Raw genomic sequence first — 20,675 nt, forward strand, 5'->3', positions numbered from 1 at the left:
GGGCCTCGTCATACAGCAGGCGCTGGCAGAGAATGCCGCGAATGGAGTCTGCGAAGGAGAGCATGGCGTTTTCCATGCGGTCGCTGGGGATGAGCTTGAGGTAGCGCTGCACCGTTTGCGCGGCGGATGAGGTATGCAGGGTGGCCACAACGACGTGGCCGGTTTCAGCGGCCTGCAGGGCGATTTCTGCGGTCTCGCCATCGCGGATTTCTCCCACGAGAATGACGTCGGGCGCCTGACGGAGGGCGGCGCGCAGAGACTTGTTGAAATCCAGTTCGTCCGTGCCGATCTCACGCTGAGAGACCAGCGAGGGAATGCCGGAGGGATAGACGAACTCGATGGGGTCTTCAAAGGTGAGCACGTGTTCCTGGCGGCGCTTGGCGCGTTCAAGAATCATGGAGGCAATGGTCGTTGATTTACCGGAGCCGGTGGCGCCGCAGACGAGAAAGAGGCCGTTCTTGGCTTCGAGGAAAGCTTTGATGGCGGCCGGGGGGACCATCAGCTTGGCGATGTCTGGAATGCTTTCCGGGAGCAGACGCAGCACCCAGCGCGGACGCCCGCGCGTGACCATGCGGTTGACTCGATAACGCCGTGGCCCGAGTTGCAGTGCGTAGTCGATGCACCCGGGGGTGAACTCCAGGGGGCGTTCAGGCTGGTAGATGAATGAGTCATAGAACAGCTTGCCGTTGCGCTTGTAGGTCAGCGCCTCCCACGGGGTGACATAGAAGTCGCTGACCCCTGAATCCTTCGAGAGGTGAAGCATCCGGTAACCAAGCTGACTGCGTTCGTGAATGTCTTCCATGGTGTTTTTTAATGATTGCTGGTGAAGCGACCGCGCAGCTGCACTGCGGCGGTGGCCGCTTCATAGACGAGGAGGTTGTTGCCCTGGACGACGCTGGATGCGGGGTCCTTTGAGACCCATTCAAGCTCCAGCCGATACTGGACCCCATCGATGGTGACGGTGAAATCGGTGGTTGGATTGAGCAACTGGACGATGTCCGCGCTTGCGAGACGATCACTGGTGTTGGTGGTGCTGATGAAGCCCAGATTGACATAGGTGATGAAGCTGAGCGCGGGCTGCGTGAGGTTCATGCTGACGGAGAGGGTGACGCCCGTGGCCTCGCTGTCATAGAAAGTGGTGCCGTTCAAAATCTGCATCGCACCAAAGTCGAACCAGACGTTGGGTGTGATTTTTTCGAAGCTCGCAGGCGTGAAGCTCATGGAGTTTTCCACCCCTGCATCGAGGTATTCGCCATTGCCGAGATCAAATTTGGTGTTGCCGGATTTGAAGGTGGAGGTGGTGCCGCTGTTCTGAATGGTGGTGACGAGATTGGTGCCACCGAGGGCGTTGCCCCAGCTGCCTTCGCCCGCGCCGCTGAAACCGCTGGTGAGCCGGTAGTAAGTCTGCGTGTTGGTAGGGCCGGTGACGTACTCGGCAGGGCGGCTCGTTTCATTGCGTGCCTGCAGTGTCATGGCAGGAAATAGCAGAATGCTGGCGGTGTATTCCTGCCAGCCTCCACCATTGATGCTGTACATGAGAGTGGAGACATCGGGTGGGGCCCCTGAGCTGATGGAGACTATGGTGGGAAACCCCGTGAATGCGAAGGTGCCCCCCCCGGGAGAGATGACAGGAATGGGTAAAACGGCCCGAGTGGGCTGGGAGGGGTCTCCACCGCCGCTGCCACCGTCTCCGCCGCCGCTGCCGCCACCGGGATTGGTGGGTGGGTTTGATGAAGGGTCGGCGGTTTCAGAGGGGTCAAAGGCCGAGCCGGGAGTGGGGGCTTTGAAAGGCTGCGGATCGAGATAGGTCGCAGTGGGGCTCGACACGGAGGTCCCCCAGACCCAGCCCTTGTTGCTGGCATTAAAAGAGACAATGGATTTGGCGCGTTTTTCCGTGCCGTAGTCGGCACTCGCGAGGGATTCATCCAGATAAAAATCGGACACCGCACTGCCGGCCGCTTTCTTAATGACGAAGCGTTGCTTGGTGCGGTCCCAGAAGGCGCGGGGATTGTTGGACCTGTCCGGCAGGGTGGTGACTTCTGCGGACAGCCGCACGTCCAGCAGCCGGCCTGACACAATGCCCACATGCTGCTGCCATTCTGACTGCGGGCGGCTGCGTTTCATCTTATCGAGCACTGTCTGAGGTGCGCTGATGCCTGCCAAACTGCCGCCATCTGCGACATAGAAGGCCACCATCTGATTCAGGGTGGCGACGTCGGATTGAAGCTTGGCCACACGGGCGGAGTCCGAGTCATCGGAGAGGAGGGAGACGGCCACCGATGCGAGCACCGAGATGATGGCGACCATTATGATCAGTTCGAGCAACGAGAATCCGCCACGACAGTGTGAACTGCGTACGTCTGAGCGCAAAGCTATGACCCTAGCGGCTATCATTGATATTGTACTAAATAGTTAAAATCCCCTAAATTCAAGGGAAGATATGGAAAATATAACAGATATGGGTGAAAATGTTTAGAATGCCGAATAATTGGGATAAAACATAAAATCAATAGACTTGACTGATAAATGTCATTTGATTTGTTTTTCCATTTCAGGTATAATTACCATAATATGCGTCATTTCATTGCATTGCTCCAGTTCACTTTCCTGATAGGCCTCGCCCTGACGACCTTATCAGGCACGATGTTGTGCGCTCAGTTTAACCAGGGCACGCTGCACCAAATGTCGCCGGAGAATGAGATGGAGGCGAACAGGCTGCGTTCCGCGCCGCCGCAACAGTATGATTTTTCGAAGGCCATGCTGAGTGATGTGCTGCGCTTCCTTGCGACGGACGCTGGAATCTCGTTCTTCTCCCTGCCTGATGACAGTACGGACGGTGCGCGGTTGATCACTTTTTCCATCAGATCCAGTCCGTTCCAGGTGCTGGAGACCTTGTGCAAAGCCAATGGGCTGGCGATCATTCCGGACAACGGCATCTGGTACATTCGTCCTGCGGATGATCGCGAACTCATCGGTAAATCGTATGAGATTAAGAACAACGCCGTCGAACTTGTCGAACGTGTCTCATCAGCGTCCGCTTCTTCCTCCATATCCAGTTCGGGTGGTAGTGGTGGTGGGATCAGTGGAGCGGCGATTGGGATGGATCTGCAAGGAGCCAGCCAAACCTTTTCAGTCAAACGCAGTGAAGTGATCAATGACATCCGCACTTTGCTGGGGCTGCCACCTGAGGAAACGGAGGGGGCGCAGACTGGTACCGGCGTGCCTGGATTGGGGGGGGCTGGGACCGATGAAAATGCCGCGCGGGCGATGAACTCCAATGACATGAGCGCGGTGCGGAAACCGAAGGTGATCTGGAAATCGGATTCCAACACGCTCTACATCGTGGCGACGCGTCTGCAGCACCTGTGGGTGGAAGGCTACATCGCTGCGGCTGACAAACCGCAGACCCTGATCGCCGTGGAGGTGAAATTCATCGAAACCTCACGTGACCCCTCGCGTGAGTTTGGCATCGACTGGACGGGGACGCTGGAGAGTGGGAATTTCCGGCAGGTGCAGGACACCACCACCACGAACGATGCAACCACCGGGCTGCCGGTCACAACGGTCAACTACAACAACGTGCCGACGACGGGCGGTTACCGTACCGATCTGGCCAATTTGCTGACCGGCGCGAATCTCAACAATGTGGGTGCCACTCTAGGTTTTCCAGCAACGAGCATTCTGAGTGCGCAGGACGTGAACGTGAAACTGCGCGCGATGATGCGCGATCAGGAGACCAATACGACGTCCTATCCCCGCATGGTCACTCTGAGCAACCGCGAGGTGTCCATCCGTGCGGTGGTGAACCAGCCGGTGCTGGACGCGAGCTCCACGGCGAGTGCTGGCGTCGTCGGTGCCACCACCACATCGAAGGTGGCCTATCTGCCGATCGGTACCGTGTTGAACATTCTGCCCAAGCGCATGCAGGGGGACAAGGTGCTGCTCAACATGGCGGTCACCGTCTCCAGCATCATCGGCACCCAGGTCATCTCCGGGAATCCGTATCCGATTGCTTCGTCACGCGTTTACAACGCGCCGGTGGAGATTGAGTCGGGCTACACGGTCGCCGTGGGCGGGCTGGATGAAGCGACTGAAAAAGAATCCGAAGCGGGTGTGCCCTTCCTGAGCAAGATCCCGGGGCTTAAGTGGCTCTTCGACTACAAGAGCCGGAGCAAGAACCACAAGAGCCTCATGCTCTTCATCACGCCGACAATCATTGATGGACGCAACGGTGGACTGCCGGCGGAGCCACAGTCGGTCGTGCCGCAGCGGCCCCATCTCCCAGGCAAGCCGAAGGTCGATACCTACAGCGGTGCGCTGGTCGGCGGCAGTGCCGCCCTGCCGAAGACGGTGCAGTACCTCTCGCGTGAAGCAGAAATCCTGGGCAACACGGTCAAGGAAAGCCGGATCACCCCGGAGCTGGGCCAGAAGCTCAAGGAACTCAAGATCGCCGTCGAGCGCGTCGAGGCGCAGTGTGACAACATGAAGATCTCGGAGCCTGCGAGGTTTGGCATGATCGACGAGCAGCAGCAGATGCTGCGCACCATCCTCAAGCGTCTGGAATCTTTCCAGACCACCATGTTCAAAAAGAAATACCTCTGATCAGCGGGTGGCCACGCGCTGAAACACGCGGGGTGTTTCGCTGCTGGCGCTCTTGGGTTTGGGGGCCGATTTTGGGTCTAGATTCTGCGCCAGTTCTTCGGGGGTCACGGTGGAAACGACGCCACTGGCAGGCACCTCGACTTTCGTCACCCAGAGCAGTGCGTTGAGCACCGTCTTGCGCACATTGTCATCGCCCCAGTTGGCGTGGAAATGGCCGCCGGTGAAGCCGAAGCCGCGTCCGCCATCGGCACGTTCGATGGCCCACATGGTCGTTTCAGGGCTGCCTATTTCTGCCTGAATGTGCGGGTAGGGGCCCTTGGGTGCCACGTAGGGGCCATTGCGCGTCGCTTCACTGGGCACCGCCACCAAGATGGGGTCAAACTTCACCGCGCCATCTGCCACAGGTGCCACGCCATGACCGAAGGCCGGGCGGAAGCGCATGTGGATGTACCATTCGTCCTTGGTGGCGAAGGGAAGCACTCCGCTGGTAATGGGGTGTATGGGAAGCCGCGTGTAGTTTGCGTCCCAGATCGGATTGCAGGAATAGGCGTTTTCATAATAGCCGCCGAGCCAATTCTGAAACTCCTTGCCCGCCGGGCCAGCAGAGACTTCGACGCCGTAGTGCATGCAGCCAAAGCCCACGCCTTTCGCCATCAGCTTGCGCAGAATTTCGAGGTGACCGTCCACCACAGCGGGGTGCTTGCCGCCGCCATCGGAATAAATGACCACGGCGTCTGCGTCATCAAAGGTCTTTTCATCGCTCACCCAGCCCATGTCGTGGCGGTCCACCACCAGATTGGGCACACCTTTGAGGCATTTTTCGAGAAGCATCGTGCCTGCGCGGAACTCATGCATGCCCGGCGGGTGGGAGGGCTTGCCGGCGATGAATACGAGCTTTTGTTTCCCGTCAGGCGTGACGGCCTGGAGCGAAACAGCGGTGGCGGCAAGGATGACGAGCAGTTGGAGGGGCTTCATAGGTTGGTAGAGTGATTCGCATCTTTCCCGGCCGCAGACTCAAATCAAGAGCCGAAGCCGTGGGTCATGGACCGCCCTCTACCGCACTACCTGAAATTCGGGCAGCATGCAAACGGCCCACAGTAGGTCTTCGAGCGACTGTTGAGTAGGCTTTGCGCCGAGGAGGCTTTGCGCTGTGGCGAGTTCGCTGGCCGTTGGCTCACGGCTAAGCGCCTGGTGATACAGCCCGCTGATTAAATCGACCGGGGTGGGCTGTTGCAGCGTCAGCAGCCGTTGCGCTCCCTTGGCGATGGCGTCTGACAAAGTGCTGCCGTTCGCGAGATCGATGGCCTCCAGCGTGGTGAGGTCATTCGGCCGTGCGGTAACAATCTGGTCGCGGTTTGGGCGGCCCAGGGTGCGCATGAGGAAGTTGGATTTCATCAGCGAGGCGCGGATCATGTGGTCTGAGGCGGCGGCTCCTTGGGCAAGAAGCGAAGGGGCCTGGGTATGAATGGTCTGCTGCCATGAGCCGAGAGCTTTGACGACGGTGACGGGCTGCCAGTCTTTGGCTTCGAAGGCGGCGATGCGGCCTTCTTTGGCGGGCGGCGCTTTGGCGGACCATTCCCAGGTGGCATCGCTGCTGATGGCGGTTTCTTTGCCTGCCGCATCGCGCACGCGGGCGTCGAAGAAGAATCCGGCGGGATTGGGGCCTTTGCCTGCGTTGGTGGCGATGACGAGGATGGAGTTCGGGCCTTTGTGGAGAGCGGTTTGCAGCGGCACGGCGGCGAGTTTGGTCCAGTCATCTCCGGCGCTGACCTTGCGGTTGTTCACGAAGAGCGTGTAGCCATTGTCGCAGGTGACGACGGCGCTGGCGCTGGCGGGATCGGTCTCGAGCTTGATGGTCTTGCGCAGTGTGATCGTTTCGCCGGAGGGCGGTGTGCTGCCGGGCTTGGCGCTGTGGCCCCAGATCCATTGGCCGCTGATTTTGATTTGTTTCGCGAGTTCGGGATCGACTTTTCCACGCAGTACGCCTGCATCCATCTTCGTGGGGGCTGCACCGGTGAGCTGCCAGATGGCATCGATAAATTGCTCTGCGGTGAGGCGTTTTGCGCGTGGACCGGCATAGGTGTAGCCGTGGTCGTCGCTGCCTTTTGTGACGACCTGTGAATGGGACTGATAGGCCTGGGATGTGGCGATGAGGGCGAGCGTCTGTTTCAGATCATGCCCATGCTCCGTGAGATGTGTGGCCAGGTAGTCGAGCAGGTCTGCACTCCAGGGCTCTGTCTGCATGGCATCGACCGGATGCACGATACCACGTCCCATCAGGCGCTGCCACAAGCGGTTGACGAGGGTGCGAGGGGTGCGGCCATTCTGCGGATGAGTCATCAAAGCGGCGAGTTGCTTGAGGCGCTCGGATTGTGAGGCCTTGGCATCGACCTGGCCGATCTCTGGGAACAACCATGAGGCCACGGCCTGCTGGCCGATGGGTTTGTCACAGCGGCTGATCTCCAGCGGGCGGCTTGAATAGATGGCGGCGAGCCCATAGGCTTCGCTGAGTTTCCAGCGGTCGATGAAGCTGTCGTGACATGAGGCGCACTTCATGTTGATGCCGAGGAAGCTCTGCGAAACGCTCTGCGCGAACTGGATTTCCACGGTCTGCCCGGCGCTGACATCGCCGCGCCATTTGATGCCGTCGATGAAGCCGCGGCTCTCGTCATTCGGCGGCGCGATGAGTTCGCGCACAAACTGATCGAAGGGCATGTTGGTGATCAGCGCGTGGTACAGCCAGTTGCTGATCTGCTTGCGCCCGCCGGTGATGAAGCCGGTGCCGCCGTAGTCATTGCGCAGCAGGTCGTTCCAGAAGGTGAGCCAGTGCTCCGTGTAGTCGATGTCGCGCTTGAGCAGGGTGTCGATGAGGCGTGCGCGTTTGTCGGCGGAGGTGTCTTTGGTGAAGGTCTCCAGTGCCTGGGGTGACGGTAGCAGGCCGATGAGATCGAGATAGGCACGGCGCAGGAACGTGGCATCGTCGATGGTTGCAGGACGGGGGAGCTTCTTTTGCGCTAGGTATTGGTCGAGAATGCGGTCAATGGGGTTGCTTCGTCCATCCACCACCGCAGGAAGTGCGGGTGAGCGCGGCTTCAGTGACGGCTCATAGGCGGGCTTTTTGAAGGCGAAACCTTCCTCCCACTGCAAGCCTTCGTCGATCCATTGCTTCAGCAGCGCGATTTGCTCTGGTGGCACGCGCTTGCCCTTGGGCGGCATTTGGTCATCGGGATCGGCGGAGAGGATGGCCTTGATCATGGCGCTCTCCGCGCTTTTGCCGCTCACCACCACCGCGCCGTCTTCGCCGCCTTCCATCAGGGATTCGCGATCATTGAAGGAGAAGCCGCCTTTCTTCTTGTCCCCGGCATGGCACTCCGCGCAGTGCTCCCGCAGGATGGGCACGATCTGGTGAGGGAAGTCGATGGCGGCGGAAACTGCGGTGACCGCAAATATGCTGGGCAAGAGGAGACGAAAAATCATGAAGGCTTGATTTAAGAACGGCGGAACGAGGGCGGTCCTCTCACGCATGTAAGATGTCTCGTGCATCCAGCGTTCGGATTCGTCCATGAAGTTTCTTCCTCTTTTCGCCGCCTCGTTGTTCCTCGCCTCACTCGCTCAAGCTGCTCCGCAGGATGATCAGTATGTCCTTGGGCCTGATTCTCAGGTGAAGGAAGGGGGGCCGCAGGGGAAGGTGACGCAGATGCCGGCCTGGACGAACTCGAAGATTTATCCGGGCACGACGCGGGACTGGTGGGTGTATGTGCCTGCGCAATACAAGGCGGAGACACCTGCGAATGTGATGGTGTTCTGCGATGGCGGAGGCTTTGTGAAGAACGACGGTCAGTTTCGTGTGCCGGTGGTGTTCGACAATCTCATCGCGAAGGGCGAGATGCCGGTGACGATTGCCATCTTCATCAATCCGGGTGTGTTTCCCACGACGAATCCGAAGGAGAAGGCGCGGAGCAATCGCAGCTTTGAGTATGATTCCCTCGGCGATCTGCATGCTCGCTTTCTGATCGAAGAAATCCTGCCGGAAGTGAGCAAGACTTACAAGCTGACCGACGACCCCGAAGGCCGTGGCATTTGTGGCAACAGCAGCGGCGGCATCTGCGCTTTCACGGTGGCGTGGGAGCGCCCTGACGCCTTCCGCAAGGTAATCAGCCACATCGGTTCCTTCACGAATATTCGCGGTGGTTATGTCTATCCTGCGCTGGTCCGCAAGTCGGAGAAGAAGCCAATCAAGGTCTTCCTACAGGACGGCAAGAACGACCTCGACAACCAGTTCGGCAACTGGCCGCTGGCGAATCAGGATATGGCGGCATCGCTGAAGTTTGCGGGGTATGATTACAAATTCGTGCTCGGTGAAGGCACGCACAACGGCAAGCACGGTGGCTCCATGCTGCCGGATACACTGCGCTGGCTGTGGAAGAAATAACACGCTTTGCGGTTCAGGGTTCGCTATTGAGCTAAGCCAAGGAGGTAGTATCTTCGTCGTCATGAGCACCGTGCTTGAAATCGAAAAGGCCATTGAATCCCTGCCGAAGCAGGAGTTCTGGAAGTTGGTGGAATGGCTTGAGGCGAAACGTGAAGAAAAGGAGGATGCTGCTGATGTTGCCAGAGCCGAAGCCATCTTGGCTGAAGGCAGCGCAACCATTGGTTGGGAACAGGCGAAAGTTGAACTCGGGTGGAAGTGATGGCTTACACCCTTGAATTCGAGAAATCCGCCATCCGGGCATTGAGAAAATTGACTCCTCCGGTGGCAGAACAGATCGAAAAAGACATTCGCCGGCTTTGCGAGCAACCCCGGCCTCCCTGCTGCATCAAACTCAAGAGTAATGCCGAGCTCTGGCGCATTCGTTCTGGCAGCTATCGTGTCATTTACCAAATCCAGGATTCCAAGCTCATTGTCCTGATTGTGGATGTCGGGCATCGGAAAGACATTTACAATTGACCTTCAAAACGCATGAAACGCACCCTCCTCACTCTCTGTCTCCTTTCCTCAAGCTTGCTCGCGCAGGACACCTCGCTGCATGACTACCTCATCGAGGGGGAGTCGTGGAAGGAAGTCGCCAGTGGGTATGTTTTCACCGACGGCCTGTGCTGCGATGAGGCAGGGAATTTGTTCTTCACCGATGTGAAGGGGGGCAAGGGTATCTACAAGCTGGATGCCGCCACGGGGAAGGTGGATCTGTTTCTCGATAATCTGCCGGGCATCAGCGGCTTGCAGATCGGGCCGGATGGGCGCTTTTATGCCTGCCATAACAAGGAGGGGCGCATCATTGCCATCACGATGAAGGGCGAGGTGGAGGTGTTGCTCACCGATGTGAAGTGTAACGACCTTGTTGTCAGTAAGACGGGGAATTTGTATTTCACCGAGACGCCCACTCAGCGCATTCATCTCATCACGAAGGACAAGAAGCACGTCATTGCGGATGAAGGTCATGTGGTGAAGCCTAATGGAATCACTATATCCACGGATGAACGTACGCTGTTTGCGTCTGAATACGGTGGCAAGCATGTGTGGGCCTGGCGCATCGAAGACGATGGCACGCTGACCGGTGGCGCGCCGTACATGACGATGTGGCTGCCGGTGGGCAAGGAGAGCGCTGCGGGTGATGGCTCAACGACGGAGGCGAACGGCCGCACTTTTGTCACGACTGAGCTTGGGGTGCAGATTTTTGATACTGCTGGGCGTCTGGCTGGGATCATCGCCAAACCGGAAGCGACGGGCAAAGTGGTCAGTGTCGAGTTTGCTGGCAAGGACCACGACATTCTCTATGTGGCGGGTGGCGAGAAGATCTATGGCCGCAAGGTCAAGGTGAAGGGGTATTTTGGACAAAAGTAGTCGCGAGCTTTTTTGGCTCTGGCCGCGCTTGGTTGTCGGACGATGACTGGGGCTATTTGTAGGGGTGGTATGTTTTTTGGTTCGTGGCTGTCTCACTCGGCACCTTCCAGAACGAGTTAAAGCTCTGGACTACTTTCTTGCCCGAAGCACCAGACTCGTTAGCTTTCAGCTCATGCCATTCGACACTATCAACTCCCTCATTCATTCGGAATCCGCACGGCCCGGCATCATCGCACGCGGGTGGGTGCGCACGAAGCGTGATTCAAAGGCCTGCTCCTTTCTCGAAATCAGCGACGGCTCCTGCTTCAAGGGGTTGCAGGTGGTTGTGGATGCTGCGCTGCCCTCTGCTGAGCTGCTGCCGCGTATTTTGACAGGTGCCTCTGTCGAGGTGGTGGGCGATCTGATTGCTTCGCCTGCGGCTGGGCAGAAGTGGGAGATGCAGGCGAAGGAACTGCGGCTGCTGGGCGAGGCGGATGCGACGTATCCTTTGCAGAAGAAGGGACATACGCCGGAGTTTCTGCGCACCATCGCGCATCTGCGTCCGCGCACGAATTTGTTTGGCAGTGTCTTCCGCGTGCGCAGCAAGATGGCCTATGCGGTGCATCGCTTTTTCCAGGAGCGCGGGTTCTTTTATGTCCACACGCCGATCATCACCAGCAGCGACTGCGAAGGGGCAGGGGAGATGTTTCAGGTGACGACCTTGAAGCCGAATACCACGACGAAGCCCGAGCAGGATTTCTTTGGTAGGCCAACCTATTTGACGGTGAGCGGGCAGCTTCAGGGCGAGGCGTTTGCCTGTGCGCTGGGGAATATTTATACTTTTGGCCCTACATTCCGTGCGGAGAACAGCAATACCACGCGCCACGCTGCGGAGTTTTGGATGATCGAGCCTGAGATGGCCTTCTACGATCTCGACGCCGACATGACGCTGGCGGAGGAGCAGGTGCGCTACCTCGTGCAAGCCATGTTTGATGAGTGCCCGGATGAACTGGAGTTCTTCAACAAGTTCATCGACAAGGGGCTGATTGAGCGACTGAAACAGACGCTGGCCAAACCCTTCGAGCGCATCAGCTACACGGATGCTGTTGAGATCTTGCTCAAGAGCGGGCGTAGCTTTGAAAATCCCGTGGTCTGGGGCGAAGGCTTGCAGACCGAGCACGAGCGTTACCTCGCTGAAGAGCACGTCAAGGGGCCTGTCACGATTTTCAATTACCCGAAGGAGATCAAGCCCTTCTACATGCGGCAGAACGATGATGGCAAAACGGCGGCTGCGATGGACCTGCTGGTCCCGGGTATTGGTGAAATCGTCGGCGGTAGCCAGCGTGAGGAGCGGTTGGACGTTCTCGAAGCGCTGATGGCCAAGCAGGGTTTGGATCCTGAAAACTACTCTTGGTACGCGGATCTGCGCCGCTATGGCAGCGTGCCGCATGCGGGTTACGGCCTCGGTTTTGAGCGCCTCCTCATGTTTGTCACAGGCGTACCCAATATCCGAGACGTCATTCCCTTTGCACGGACGCCGGGGCATGCTGCTTATTGAGAGATGATGAATGACGAATGCAAAATGACGAATGGTCCGAGCCGCCGCTTTGTGTTGCTGCTCACCCTGCTGCTTTCATCCTTCGTCCTTCATTCTTCATCCTTTGCCCAGCAGGGGCTCAAGCTCCAGCTTGTCTCCGAGCAGTCCGCCATCGTCCCGGGCCAGCCTTTCACCGTCGGTCTCTGGCTGGAGCATGATCGCGGTTATCATACCTACTGGCGGTTTCCCGGCATTGTCGGGGTACCCACGCAGATGAAGTGGCAGCTTCCGCGTGGCTGGAAAGCGGGCGAACTGATCTATCCTGAGCCGGAGCGGACGCTGATGTTCAAGATCAAGGCGCAGGGGTTTGATCGCGATGTGATGCTGCGGACGGAGATCACTCCGCCTGCAAATTTGAAGGTGGGCGAATCCGTCACCCTCACCGGCACCGCGTCATGGATGGCTTGCGGAAACTCCTGCCACCCCGGTTCGATGGATCTCAGCCTGACGCTGCCTGTCGCCGCCACTGCGGAACTGAATACGAAGTGGCATAAGCTGCTGGATGCTGAGCGGGCGCGGGTTGAGCAGAGGAGTGATGCTTGGACGTCCAGTGCTAGCGAGAAGGGGGATGTGATTACTTTGGTGATGAAGCCTGTCACCAGCGAGGCGCGTGTTAGCAAAAGTCAGCGGGAGGCTGATAAGATCATCGTCTTTACCGAAGACGGGTGGTTTGACACGGATAAGCCGCAGACTGTTTTGCGCCATGCGGATGGTTCCATGACGGTCACTCTCATCAAGGCGGATGCTTATCTGGGTGATCAACCGCCGAAGACTCTGCGGGTGATTTTACGGAATGAGGAGGGATGGTTGTCGGGTGGGAAGCTGAGGTGCTTGCAGATGGCGCCACGCATTCAGCGCGGAGGTTAGGCCTCTGGCTTGACTGGGGGCTGGGGCGTTTTGCCTTGGTTTGGAACCGGACGGAGGCGGGACGCCTCGATCCGTTGACAGGCCGGAGGCCTATCCTCCGATCATGCAGCGTCTGCGATGGCCTTCTGATTGCGCCAGAGGTAGAGGAGGCGGCGGGAGGTGTTGGGGTGCGTGGAGTTGCGGTCGTTGAGTTCGGCTTCGAGGTGGAAGAGGACGTGGTCGGGGTGGGCTTCGATGAGCTGTACGAGGTCGGGTATAAGACGGGGATCGTTGAGGACGTCTGGGAGTGAGACGGGGACTTTGGCGATGCGGCTGACGGCTTCCATTTCGGCCAGAGTTTCTTTGAGGGCGTCCTGGTCGGTGTTGTCGCTCTTGAAGGCGAACTGGAAGAATCCTTTGAGAGAGGTCTCATCGTGCTCGGTGAGACGGCGCTTGATGCCCTGCTCCAGTTGGGCGCGGGCTTGAGCGGACTGGACGCTGCCGAAGGGCATGGCGTCTTCGTATTCCTGGAGGAGCTGGGCGATGGGGACGCCGGTATGGCGGAGCTTGGCCTTGAGAACGTGGGCGAGGAGGGCGTTGCGTGCTTCGTGCTCGATGCCGAGTTTGATTTCGGTGGTGATGGCTGGGACGAGGCCGGCGGCACGGGCTCCGTGGTCGTCGCACAAAAACTCGACGAGGCGGATCTGCGTGACCCAGGTTGAAAAAGCGACCCAGCGTGCCGCGCCGATTGCGAGGAGCGGCGAGCCCCAGCGGATGTCGTAGTCTTGCAGCACCTGGGCGATGACGAGAGCGAGCACGCCGGAAAGGAGCGCATGCACGAGCATGCAGCGGCTGGCGATGGGCGAGTAAGGGAAGACATGGCCGAGCTCGTGGCCGATGACGGATTCGAGCTCTTTTTCATCGAGGAGATGAACGATGGAGCGGTTGAGCTGAACGCTGTTGAAGAGGTGCCAGCCGGGGAGAAGCTCCAGGCGCATGGCGAAGGCGTTGACGTCCTTTTCCGGAGCGAGATAGACGGGGATGCGCTGGCCGGTGAGGCCGAGGCGCTCCTGCACGCGGCGCACTGCGGCGATGAGGGTGTCGCGGGTGTGGTGTCCGAGTTTTGCTTCCGGGCGGATGTCCTCTAGGCGCTTCCGATTGGCGAGGTACTGTGTGACGATGAAATCAAACAGACCCAAAAAGGCGCACGCAAAAAACAGGGCGAACTGCCAGTCGGGGATGTGGTGCGGCTGTGCCACCCACCAAGCGATGCCGCCGAAAATGACGAGCAGTTCCAGGCCGAGCCACAGCATGGAGCGCGATTCGTTGGCCTGAAAGCTGCGCAGCAGGGCATCCCGCGTGGGCGTGACGAGACGGCGCGGCGCTGGCAGGACGCTTTCCATCCTGCTTAAGTGATGGATTGCAGGAAGCCGCGAATGAGTCCCATGGAGGGTCGCGCACGGGTCTGGTAAAGGACCTTGCCGGGGCCGGTGAAGCGGACGACGAAGCCTTCGCCAGAGAGGAAGGAGTCCTTGAGCGACTGGGTGAGCACGACGGACTCAAACGGCATGGTGTCGGTGAAGGCGACGATGTTACGGTTGTCGAGCACGAAGCGCTCGCCCTCTGCGAGGTTCTGCTCAATGACGCCGCCGTAGCTGGAGAGGAAGAGGGTGCCGGAGCCGACGGTTTTCAGGAAGAACAGGCCGCGCGTTGCCAGCATGCCCTGCATGCCGGCATTGTGCAGATCAAAGGTGAGCTCGGGAGTGGAGGCCAGGAAGGCACCACGTGCGAGTTTCAGGCCGGTTTCAGGCGTGACTTCGATGGCACGGATCTCGCCCATCTGTTCGGGGGCGAGCATGAGGTGCTGGTCGTCACGCTTGGCCTTGTAAACGACGGTGAAAAAGCTCTCTCCGCCAAAAAGGCTGCGCACACCACCGAGCATGCCGCGCTTGCCCCCCATGTGCAGACCGGCCTTGACGTCGATTTGAAAACCGGGCGTCATGGCCTGCATGCTGCCTGGCTGCGAGTGAATGGTCTCGCCCTCCGCCATATCAAGCCGCAAGGTCGAAAAGGCAGGGGAGTGAAGAACCGTGTGTCGCATGGCTAAATATCGGAGTCAGCCTGACCGCTCATCTTCTTGCGCAGCATGTAGCCGCCGATGCTGATGAGAATCATGATGCCGAGGAAGATGAAGAGGGCCACCATGCGGCTGACGCCGAGGATGTCCTGAATGCCGGTGATGCAGATGTCATAGATGACGATCTGAATGAACCAGCGAACGATGCCGCCCATACCGCCACGAGCCAGAACAGGAGAAAATGAATTTTGAGCCATGAATGCCATGTAGAGCGATTTTAGGATCGCACCGCAAGTGAAAAGGTGAGGGGATATCCAGATTCGCCGCAGGCGGCGAACGGTGCTGGAGAGACGGGGGCCTCTCCAGCGAGGAGGTCAGGCTTCTAGCCTGACTATGGATAGAGGCGTCCCGCCTTGGTTCGGAACCGGACGGAGGCGGGACGCCTCGATCCGCCGGACAGGCTGGAAGCCTATCCTCCTGAGATGGGATGCTGTTGTCGTTGACAGTGGGGATGGGTGAACGGCACAATGGGGAATGAGTTTTCGCGATGGGCCGCCTGATTTTGAGCCACTGGACAGCTCGCGTCCCATCGTCAAATACCGGCGCAAGCTGCCGCATTGGACGCAGGAGGGAGCTACTTACTTCATCACCTTTCGGCTCGCTGATTCACTGCCTGCTGAAAAGCTGCGCGAGCTGGAGTGTTTTCGCGAAGACTGGCTGCGCATGCACCCTGAGCCAGGAGGGGATAATGCGTGGCAGAAACTCCACCGCGAATGCATGAGGCGTGTGGATGAATGGCTGGATGCATGCAGTGGCGACTGCTGGCTGCGGGATATGGCGTGCGCTGGCATCGTGAGTCGTGCTTTGCATCATTTCCATGAGCAGCGCTGCTTTCTTTCCAGCTACTGCATCATGCCGAATCACGTACACGTGCTGGTGCGGCCGTTTGTGGGCATGGATCTGGGGGAACTGCTGCACTCATGGAAAAGTTTTACCGCCAAGGAGATCAACAAACACTTGGGCCGCTCTGGCGAGGTCTGGGAGGCCGAGAGCTATGATACGCTGGTTCGGGATTCGGAGCATCTTTGGAAAGCTCTGAGGTATATTGGCAAGAATCCGGTGAGGGCGGGACTGACGGAGTCGCAATGGGTGCGCTATGTTCATCCCACGTGGGAAAAGGTTGGCTGGGGTTTTGGCGCGTGAGCAATCTTTGGAGGTCGGGCTTCTAGCCTGACTTTGGATAGAGGCGTCCCGCCTTGGTTTGGAACCGGACGGAGGCGGGACGCCTCGATCCGGCGGACAGGCTGGAAGCCTATCCTCCGGAGAGGGGGCTATTTTCGGGACGCTAAGCCTTTTTGGACGCTGAAGAGGCGCTTTTTGCGGCGCGAGTAATCGGAACCGGACGGAGGCGGGACGCCTCGATCCGCCGGACTGGCTGGAAGCCTATCCTCCTGAGAGGAGGGGGCTATTTTCGGGACTCTAGGCCTTTATAGACTCCGAAGTCATTGAAGAAGAACTTCTTGGCGAGCCAGTACATCCAGTGCTTTTCGGGGATCTCTTCGCCTTCGCGCCATTGGCTGGTGCGTGGGGTCATGGATTCGATTTCGGCCATGGCGGTCTGGCGGATGGTGGAGTCTTTGGCGCTGTGTTTGGTGACGACGGCTTTGACGAGATCGGGGCGCTCGAGGACGATGCAGCCGCGTGTGTTGGCGGAGGCGATGTTGCGGAAGTCGCGGAGGAATTCGCTTTTGGTGAAGACGTCGAAGAGGTCGTCATTGGTGCGGACGCTTTCTTTGGCGAACTGGATGATGGGGCAGGGCTCGATGGCACCTGTGGGGCTGATGTGATGGCTGATGCCGTTGGCCATGGGGCAGAGTGCCTGGCCGTTGTGGTCGTAGTAGGCATCGACGATGGCGATGGGCATCTTGGCGCGCATATTGACGACGAATTTGCGCACCTGGGTGATCTGCTCGGGAGTGAGGGCGAGATCGGCGCTGATCTTGGGGCCGACGGGACGGTAGGTGTGATACCACGCATAGTGCACGCCCATGTCGATGAGGCGGCGCAGCCATTTCTCGGTGAGGAGGTCGTCGATATTTGTTTTGCAGAGGCTGGTGGCCACGCCGGTGAGGACGCGGGCATCCAGGCAGTTTTGCAGGCCGCGCAGGGTGCGGGTGAGGACGTCTTTGTTGCCACGGCGTTCGTTGCTGACGATCTCGGTGCCTTCGATGCTGACGAGGGGGGTGATGTTGCCGAGCTTGCGCATGGTTTCGGCAGCCTTCGGGGTGATCATCTGGCCGTTGGTGAAGACCTGGAAGAAGGCGTCCGGGTGCATCGAGAGGAAGTCGAACAGCTCAGGGTGCATGAAGGGCTCGCCGCCGAGGATGCCGAAGAAGGAATTGCCGCGCCGTTTGGCGTCGTTCACGATCTTGTTGAGCTCATCGAGGTTCAGCGACTCGCGCGGTTTGTCCACATCGACCCAGCAGCCCTGGCAGCGGAGGTTGCAGGAGTTGAGGATGGAGATGTAGAAGAATGGCGGGAAGTACTGCCCCTGCTTCATGCGCTGCTTGTGCAGCATGACCGAGCGCGCCCCCTTGTAGCCGAAATTCCAGCCGATTTTGGCCAGGCAGAGCGGGTCAACGGTTTTCAGAATGCGGGAGGTCAGGGAAAGGAGCATGGGGAAGGGGAAAGAGCGTAAGGTCAGATCGCTGCGCGGTCAGGGGGCTGCGCCGTCAAGAGGTCAAGGCAGCTTTTATATACGCCGCTCGGGGGACAAAGTTCAATGTTCAAAGTCTAAAGTTCCGGTGGCTTGAGGGCGACGGACGAGCCGCAGAATGCACGCGCGCTTGGCATTGTGGCTCCACTGACCTCACAGATTCGTGCTCAGCGGGGTGACGTTTATTTAGGCAAGCCGCGCTGGCTTCCCAAAGAATCAGCGTTGAATGTTCAAGGCTTCGCCAGCTTCGATGAGCGCAAACTGACTCGGCGCTTGGGCGCGCTCACCCAAGATCAGATGAGCGGGGTCAAGGCAACGCTGCGCGATTTGCTTGGTCTCTGATTCAAAGTTCAAAGTTCCAGTGGCTTCATCCTTACGCTTTGTTAGTCTGAAAGGGTGAGTTACCAAGTTTTTGCCCGCAAATATCGCCCCCAGACTTTCGAAGACGTCCTCGGACAGGATCACGTCGTACGAACACTGCGCAATGCCATCGCCCAGCAGCGGCTGGCGCATGCTTATCTGTTTGTGGGGCCGCGTGGTACGGGGAAGACCTCCACGGCGCGCATCTTTGCCAAGGCATTGTGCGCCAAGGGCGGGCCAACCATCGACTTTGATCCCCAGGACGAGCTGAGCATCGAGATCGCCGAAGGGCGCTGCATGGACGTGCTGGAGATCGACGGCGCGAGCAACAACGGCGTGGAGCAGGTGCGCGAGCTGCGGGACAACGTGAAGTATGCCCCCACGCGCTGCCGGTACAAAATCTACTACATCGATGAGGTCCACATGCTCACCACGGGGGCCTTCAATGCCCTGCTCAAGACGCTCGAAGAGCCACCGGAGCATGTGAAGTTCATCTTTGCCACGACGGAGCCGAACAAGATCCTGCCCACGATCATCAGCCGTTGCCAGCGTTTTGACCTGCGCCGCATCCCGAATGCGGTGATCGCCAAGCACCTGCTGCACATCGCGAAACTGGAGAACGTGAGCCTGGACGAGAAGGCGGCGTATGCCATCGGCAAAGGCGCGGAAGGCGGCATGCGCGATGCGCAGTCCATGCTGGACCAGCTCGTGGCCTTCTGCGGCGGCCACATCACCGAGCAGGATGTGCTGGATGTGTTTGGCTTCACCTCCGGTGAATCCGTGGCGCAACTGGCGCGGCACATTCTCGAAAGCAATACCGTGGGTGCCCTGCGTGCCGTGTATGAGCAAAACGAGGCTGGCAAGGAACTGGGCCGCTTCCTGGGCGACCTGATCCAGCATTTCCGCACGCTGCTGGTGCAGCAGGCCGATCCCGAAGCTGCGGCGGAAGATTTGAGCCCGGAAGTGGCTGAAGAAGTCGTGGCCCAAGCGCAGATGGCAAACACGGAGCAACTGCTGCGTGTGGTGGATGGTCTGGCCGATGTGGATGCGCGCATGCGCTGGGCCAGCAACAAGCGCCTGCACTTTGAACTTGGCGTCATCGCCTCCGTGCAGAGCCTGAATGAAGTTTCGATCAGCGATGTCATTGATGCGCTGGATTCGGGCAGTGGCGAAGGTTTGACCCGGCCGGCCCCGCGTGTGCAGGCGGCACCGCCTCCCATGCGACGTGCAGCGGAGCCGGTGAGAGCCGCTCCAGCGGTGAAGCCGCAGCCCGTGGAGCGTGAGGAGACTCCCGCGCCGCCCCTCGTGGTGAGGGCACCGGAGCCTGAGCCGCAGCCTGTGGCAAAGGCAGCGCCTCCCGTTGAGAAAGCACCCGAACCCGTCGTGGAGAAAGTACCTGAGCCAGCACCCGCACCGCGCCCTGTGGTGGCGGCACAGGTCAGAGAGCCTTCTCCTGTGGATGAACCGGAAGAGCTGTTTGGCAACGACGTTTTCTGGTCGAAGTTAGTTACGCAGGTGCAGGTCCGCCGCCCTTTGGCAATGTCATGGGTGCAGGCGGGTACGCTCCTTGGAGTTGAGCGCAACACGATCAAGGTGGGATTCCCACCGAGTGAGAGCTTTGCGCGCGACAGCCTGATGCGCCCGGCGCAGGTCAGCTTCCTCGAAGGACTGGCTCATGAATTGACGCGAAAGGCGATGAAGTTCGAGTTTGTGCTCGATCCAAGTCTCAAGGCACCGGTGCATGCCGAGATCGATCTGGGTCTGCTGAATGAGCCAGCCTCTGTGGCCAAACCCGCAGAAGCTCCCAAGGTGGAAGCCAAAGCCGAGGGGCCGAAGACTGCTGAGCTTGACATCGGTGCCGCCACGCCTGATCCCGACTTTTACAACGATAAGCTCATCCAGCAGGCGATGGTGAAGTTTAAGGCGAAGCTGGTGACGGCTGAGTAAGTAAAAGCTCGCAATGAGGGGCTTGCTGTCTTTGGATGGCGGCCTTTTCACGCACATGACTTCCGCACCCACCGGCCATCCTCGCGGTATCTACACGCTGTTCTTCACCGAGATGTGGGAACGCTTCAGTTACTACGGCATGCGGGCGCTGCTGGTGCTGTATATGGTGGCGGAGGTGAATCGTGGGGGTATGGGGCTGACGGACGAAATGGCCGCCGCCATCTACGGACTCTACACGGCTCTCGTTTATATGACGGCATTGCCGGGCGGCTGGGTGGGAGACCGGCTGCTCGGGGCCAAAGAAGCGGTGTGGTGGGGCGGCATCATCATTGCCATCGGGCATGTGGTCCTGGCCATTCACAGCACGCAGGCGTTTTTCATTGGCCTGATCCTGGTGGCCTTCGGCTCCGGTTTGCTGAAGTCGAACATGAGTGCGCTGGTGGGACAGCTTTACCCCGAGGGAGGCTCGCGGCGGGATGCCGGGTTCACCCTGTTCTACATGGGCATCAATGTCGGCGCATTGTTTGGTCAGTTGTTGTGCGGTTGGCTGGGGGAGGAGGTGGGCTGGCGCTGGGGCTTCTCGGCAGCAGCGGTGGGCATGTTCCTGGGGCTGGTGCAGTTTAAACTCACGCATCTGAATGTGGCGCATATCGGTCAGCGCGTGATTCACGAAGGGCAGAATGTGAGGCGTGAATGGACGCTGCTGCTT

At 59.1% G+C, this 20,675-nt stretch carries 19 protein-coding genes; 11 read left to right on the plus strand and 8 right to left on the minus strand.

Features of this window, described 5'->3' with window-relative positions; all coding sequences use genetic code 11:
• Both PSV43_RS19165 and PSV43_RS19170 read right to left on the minus strand, forming a co-directional pair.
• A partial coding sequence (locus PSV43_RS19165; RefSeq protein WP_300201216.1) for an ATPase, T2SS/T4P/T4SS family occupies positions 1–802 on the minus strand: 802 nt, incomplete at its 3' end.
• Positions 803–810: 8 nt separating this feature from the next.
• Positions 811–2,307 carry a choice-of-anchor K domain-containing protein gene (locus PSV43_RS19170; protein WP_300201219.1) on the minus strand — a complete coding sequence of 499 codons (1,497 nt, stop codon included), beginning with the start codon at positions 2,305–2,307 and terminating at the stop codon, positions 811–813.
• A gap of 264 nt (positions 2,308–2,571) precedes the next feature.
• Here PSV43_RS19170 and PSV43_RS19175 point away from each other — a divergent pair, with 264 nt between their 5' ends.
• A complete protein-coding gene (locus tag PSV43_RS19175; RefSeq protein ID WP_300201222.1) occupies positions 2,572–4,602 on the plus strand; it encodes a hypothetical protein in 2,031 nt (676 codons plus the stop codon).
• Here the strand turns inward: PSV43_RS19175 and PSV43_RS19180 are convergent, their stop codons facing one another.
• Together PSV43_RS19180 and PSV43_RS19185 are read right to left on the minus strand one after the other, a co-directional pair.
• Entirely contained in the window at positions 4,603–5,577 is a 975-nt protein-coding gene (locus PSV43_RS19180) for a ThuA domain-containing protein (RefSeq protein WP_300201225.1), read from the minus strand. It abuts the gene before it with no gap.
• A gap of 78 nt (positions 5,578–5,655) precedes the next feature.
• Entirely contained in the window at positions 5,656–8,079 is a 2,424-nt protein-coding gene (locus PSV43_RS19185; RefSeq protein ID WP_300201228.1) for a DUF1549 domain-containing protein, read from the minus strand.
• Between the two features lie 85 nt (positions 8,080–8,164).
• On the opposite strand from PSV43_RS19185, the gene PSV43_RS19190 reads away from it, so the two are divergent.
• The 6 genes from PSV43_RS19190 (at position 8,165) to PSV43_RS19215 (ending at position 12,887) form a co-directional block, all read left to right on the plus strand.
• A complete protein-coding gene (locus PSV43_RS19190) occupies positions 8,165–9,034 on the plus strand; it encodes an alpha/beta hydrolase-fold protein (protein ID WP_300201231.1) in 870 nt (289 codons plus the stop codon).
• A gap of 61 nt (positions 9,035–9,095) precedes the next feature.
• Positions 9,096–9,293 carry a hypothetical protein gene (locus PSV43_RS19195; protein WP_300201234.1) on the plus strand — a complete coding sequence of 66 codons (198 nt, stop codon included), beginning with the start codon at positions 9,096–9,098 and terminating at the stop codon, positions 9,291–9,293.
• On the plus strand, positions 9,293–9,550 hold the full coding sequence (locus PSV43_RS19200; protein ID WP_300201237.1) for a type II toxin-antitoxin system RelE/ParE family toxin: 258 nt from the start codon (positions 9,293–9,295) through the stop codon (positions 9,548–9,550). Before PSV43_RS19195 ends, PSV43_RS19200 begins: the two co-directional genes overlap by 1 nt.
• 12 nt (positions 9,551–9,562) lie before the next feature.
• A complete protein-coding gene (locus PSV43_RS19205; RefSeq protein WP_300201240.1) occupies positions 9,563–10,444 on the plus strand; it encodes an SMP-30/gluconolactonase/LRE family protein in 882 nt (293 codons plus the stop codon).
• A 172-nt stretch (positions 10,445–10,616) separates the two neighbouring features.
• Positions 10,617–11,981 (plus strand): asparagine--tRNA ligase, encoded by a 1,365-nt coding sequence (gene asnS, locus PSV43_RS19210; RefSeq protein WP_300201244.1) that lies wholly within the window; start codon positions 10,617–10,619, stop codon positions 11,979–11,981.
• Between the two features lie 24 nt (positions 11,982–12,005).
• Complete coding sequence (locus PSV43_RS19215; RefSeq protein WP_300201247.1) at positions 12,006–12,887, plus strand: protein-disulfide reductase DsbD domain-containing protein; 882 nt, start codon at positions 12,006–12,008, stop codon at positions 12,885–12,887.
• 101 nt (positions 12,888–12,988) lie between these two features.
• Here the strand turns inward: PSV43_RS19215 and PSV43_RS19220 are convergent, their stop codons facing one another.
• The 3 genes from PSV43_RS19220 to PSV43_RS19230 are packed head-to-tail and all read right to left on the minus strand — an operon-like array spanning position 12,989 to position 15,200.
• Positions 12,989–14,269, minus strand: a complete 1,281-nt coding sequence (locus tag PSV43_RS19220; protein WP_300201250.1) for a M48 family metalloprotease — start codon at positions 14,267–14,269, stop codon at positions 12,989–12,991.
• A gap of 5 nt (positions 14,270–14,274) precedes the next feature.
• Positions 14,275–14,967 (minus strand): TIGR00266 family protein, encoded by a 693-nt coding sequence (locus PSV43_RS19225; RefSeq protein WP_300201253.1) that lies wholly within the window; start codon positions 14,965–14,967, stop codon positions 14,275–14,277.
• A 2-nt stretch (positions 14,968–14,969) separates the two neighbouring features.
• Positions 14,970–15,200, minus strand: coding sequence for a hypothetical protein (locus PSV43_RS19230; RefSeq protein WP_300201256.1), 231 nt, complete (start codon positions 15,198–15,200; stop codon positions 14,970–14,972).
• Positions 15,201–15,477: 277 nt separating this feature from the next.
• Between PSV43_RS19230 and PSV43_RS19235 the strand changes: the two genes are divergently transcribed.
• A complete protein-coding gene (locus tag PSV43_RS19235) occupies positions 15,478–16,146 on the plus strand; it encodes a transposase (protein WP_300201259.1) in 669 nt (222 codons plus the stop codon).
• 262 nt (positions 16,147–16,408) lie between these two features.
• On the opposite strand, the gene PSV43_RS19240 is transcribed toward PSV43_RS19235, so the two are convergent.
• On the minus strand, positions 16,409–17,620 hold the full coding sequence (locus PSV43_RS19240) for a radical SAM/SPASM domain-containing protein (RefSeq protein ID WP_300201262.1): 1,212 nt from the start codon (positions 17,618–17,620) through the stop codon (positions 16,409–16,411).
• A 132-nt stretch (positions 17,621–17,752) separates the two neighbouring features.
• Here PSV43_RS19240 and PSV43_RS19245 point away from each other — a divergent pair, with 132 nt between their 5' ends.
• The 3 genes from PSV43_RS19245 to PSV43_RS19255 all read left to right on the plus strand — a co-directional run.
• On the plus strand, positions 17,753–18,001 hold the full coding sequence (locus PSV43_RS19245) for a type II toxin-antitoxin system PemK/MazF family toxin (protein WP_300201265.1): 249 nt from the start codon (positions 17,753–17,755) through the stop codon (positions 17,999–18,001).
• 54 nt (positions 18,002–18,055) lie between these two features.
• Entirely contained in the window at positions 18,056–19,966 is a 1,911-nt protein-coding gene (gene dnaX / locus PSV43_RS19250; protein ID WP_300201267.1) for a DNA polymerase III subunit gamma/tau, read from the plus strand.
• A gap of 55 nt (positions 19,967–20,021) precedes the next feature.
• Positions 20,022–20,675, plus strand: a 654-nt coding sequence (locus tag PSV43_RS19255) for a peptide MFS transporter (RefSeq protein ID WP_300201270.1), incomplete at its 3' end; no start/stop codon positions are given.

It is taken from the genome of Prosthecobacter sp., from assembly GCF_029946185.1.
Classification (GTDB): Bacteria; Verrucomicrobiota; Verrucomicrobiia; order Verrucomicrobiales; family Verrucomicrobiaceae; genus Prosthecobacter.

What these genes read in the sequence shown, in the direction of transcription:
- PSV43_RS19200 (WP_300201237.1), top strand. Translation starts at nt 9,293, where the DNA reads ATGGCTTACACCCTTGAATTCGAGAAATCCGCCATCCGGGCATTGAGA.
- PSV43_RS19175 (WP_300201222.1), top strand. Translation starts at nt 2,572, where the DNA reads ATGCGTCATTTCATTGCATTGCTCCAGTTCACTTTCCTGATAGGCCTC.
- PSV43_RS19195 (WP_300201234.1), top strand. Translation starts at nt 9,096, where the DNA reads ATGAGCACCGTGCTTGAAATCGAAAAGGCCATTGAATCCCTGCCGAAG.
- PSV43_RS19240 (WP_300201262.1), bottom strand. Translation starts at nt 17,620, where the DNA reads ATGCTCCTTTCCCTGACCTCCCGCATTCTGAAAACCGTTGACCCGCTC.
- PSV43_RS19235 (WP_300201259.1), top strand. Translation starts at nt 15,478, where the DNA reads ATGAGTTTTCGCGATGGGCCGCCTGATTTTGAGCCACTGGACAGCTCG.
- PSV43_RS19220 (WP_300201250.1), bottom strand. Translation starts at nt 14,269, where the DNA reads ATGGAAAGCGTCCTGCCAGCGCCGCGCCGTCTCGTCACGCCCACGCGG.
- PSV43_RS19225 (WP_300201253.1), bottom strand. Translation starts at nt 14,967, where the DNA reads ATGCGACACACGGTTCTTCACTCCCCTGCCTTTTCGACCTTGCGGCTT.
- PSV43_RS19185 (WP_300201228.1), bottom strand. Translation starts at nt 8,079, where the DNA reads ATGATTTTTCGTCTCCTCTTGCCCAGCATATTTGCGGTCACCGCAGTT.
- PSV43_RS19180 (WP_300201225.1), bottom strand. Translation starts at nt 5,577, where the DNA reads ATGAAGCCCCTCCAACTGCTCGTCATCCTTGCCGCCACCGCTGTTTCG.
- PSV43_RS19170 (WP_300201219.1), bottom strand. Translation starts at nt 2,307, where the DNA reads ATGGTCGCCATCATCTCGGTGCTCGCATCGGTGGCCGTCTCCCTCCTC.
- PSV43_RS19205 (WP_300201240.1), top strand. Translation starts at nt 9,563, where the DNA reads ATGAAACGCACCCTCCTCACTCTCTGTCTCCTTTCCTCAAGCTTGCTC.
- PSV43_RS19230 (WP_300201256.1), bottom strand. Translation starts at nt 15,200, where the DNA reads ATGGCTCAAAATTCATTTTCTCCTGTTCTGGCTCGTGGCGGTATGGGC.
- PSV43_RS19190 (WP_300201231.1), top strand. Translation starts at nt 8,165, where the DNA reads ATGAAGTTTCTTCCTCTTTTCGCCGCCTCGTTGTTCCTCGCCTCACTC.
- asnS (WP_300201244.1), top strand. Translation starts at nt 10,617, where the DNA reads ATGCCATTCGACACTATCAACTCCCTCATTCATTCGGAATCCGCACGG.
- PSV43_RS19215 (WP_300201247.1), top strand. Translation starts at nt 12,006, where the DNA reads ATGACGAATGGTCCGAGCCGCCGCTTTGTGTTGCTGCTCACCCTGCTG.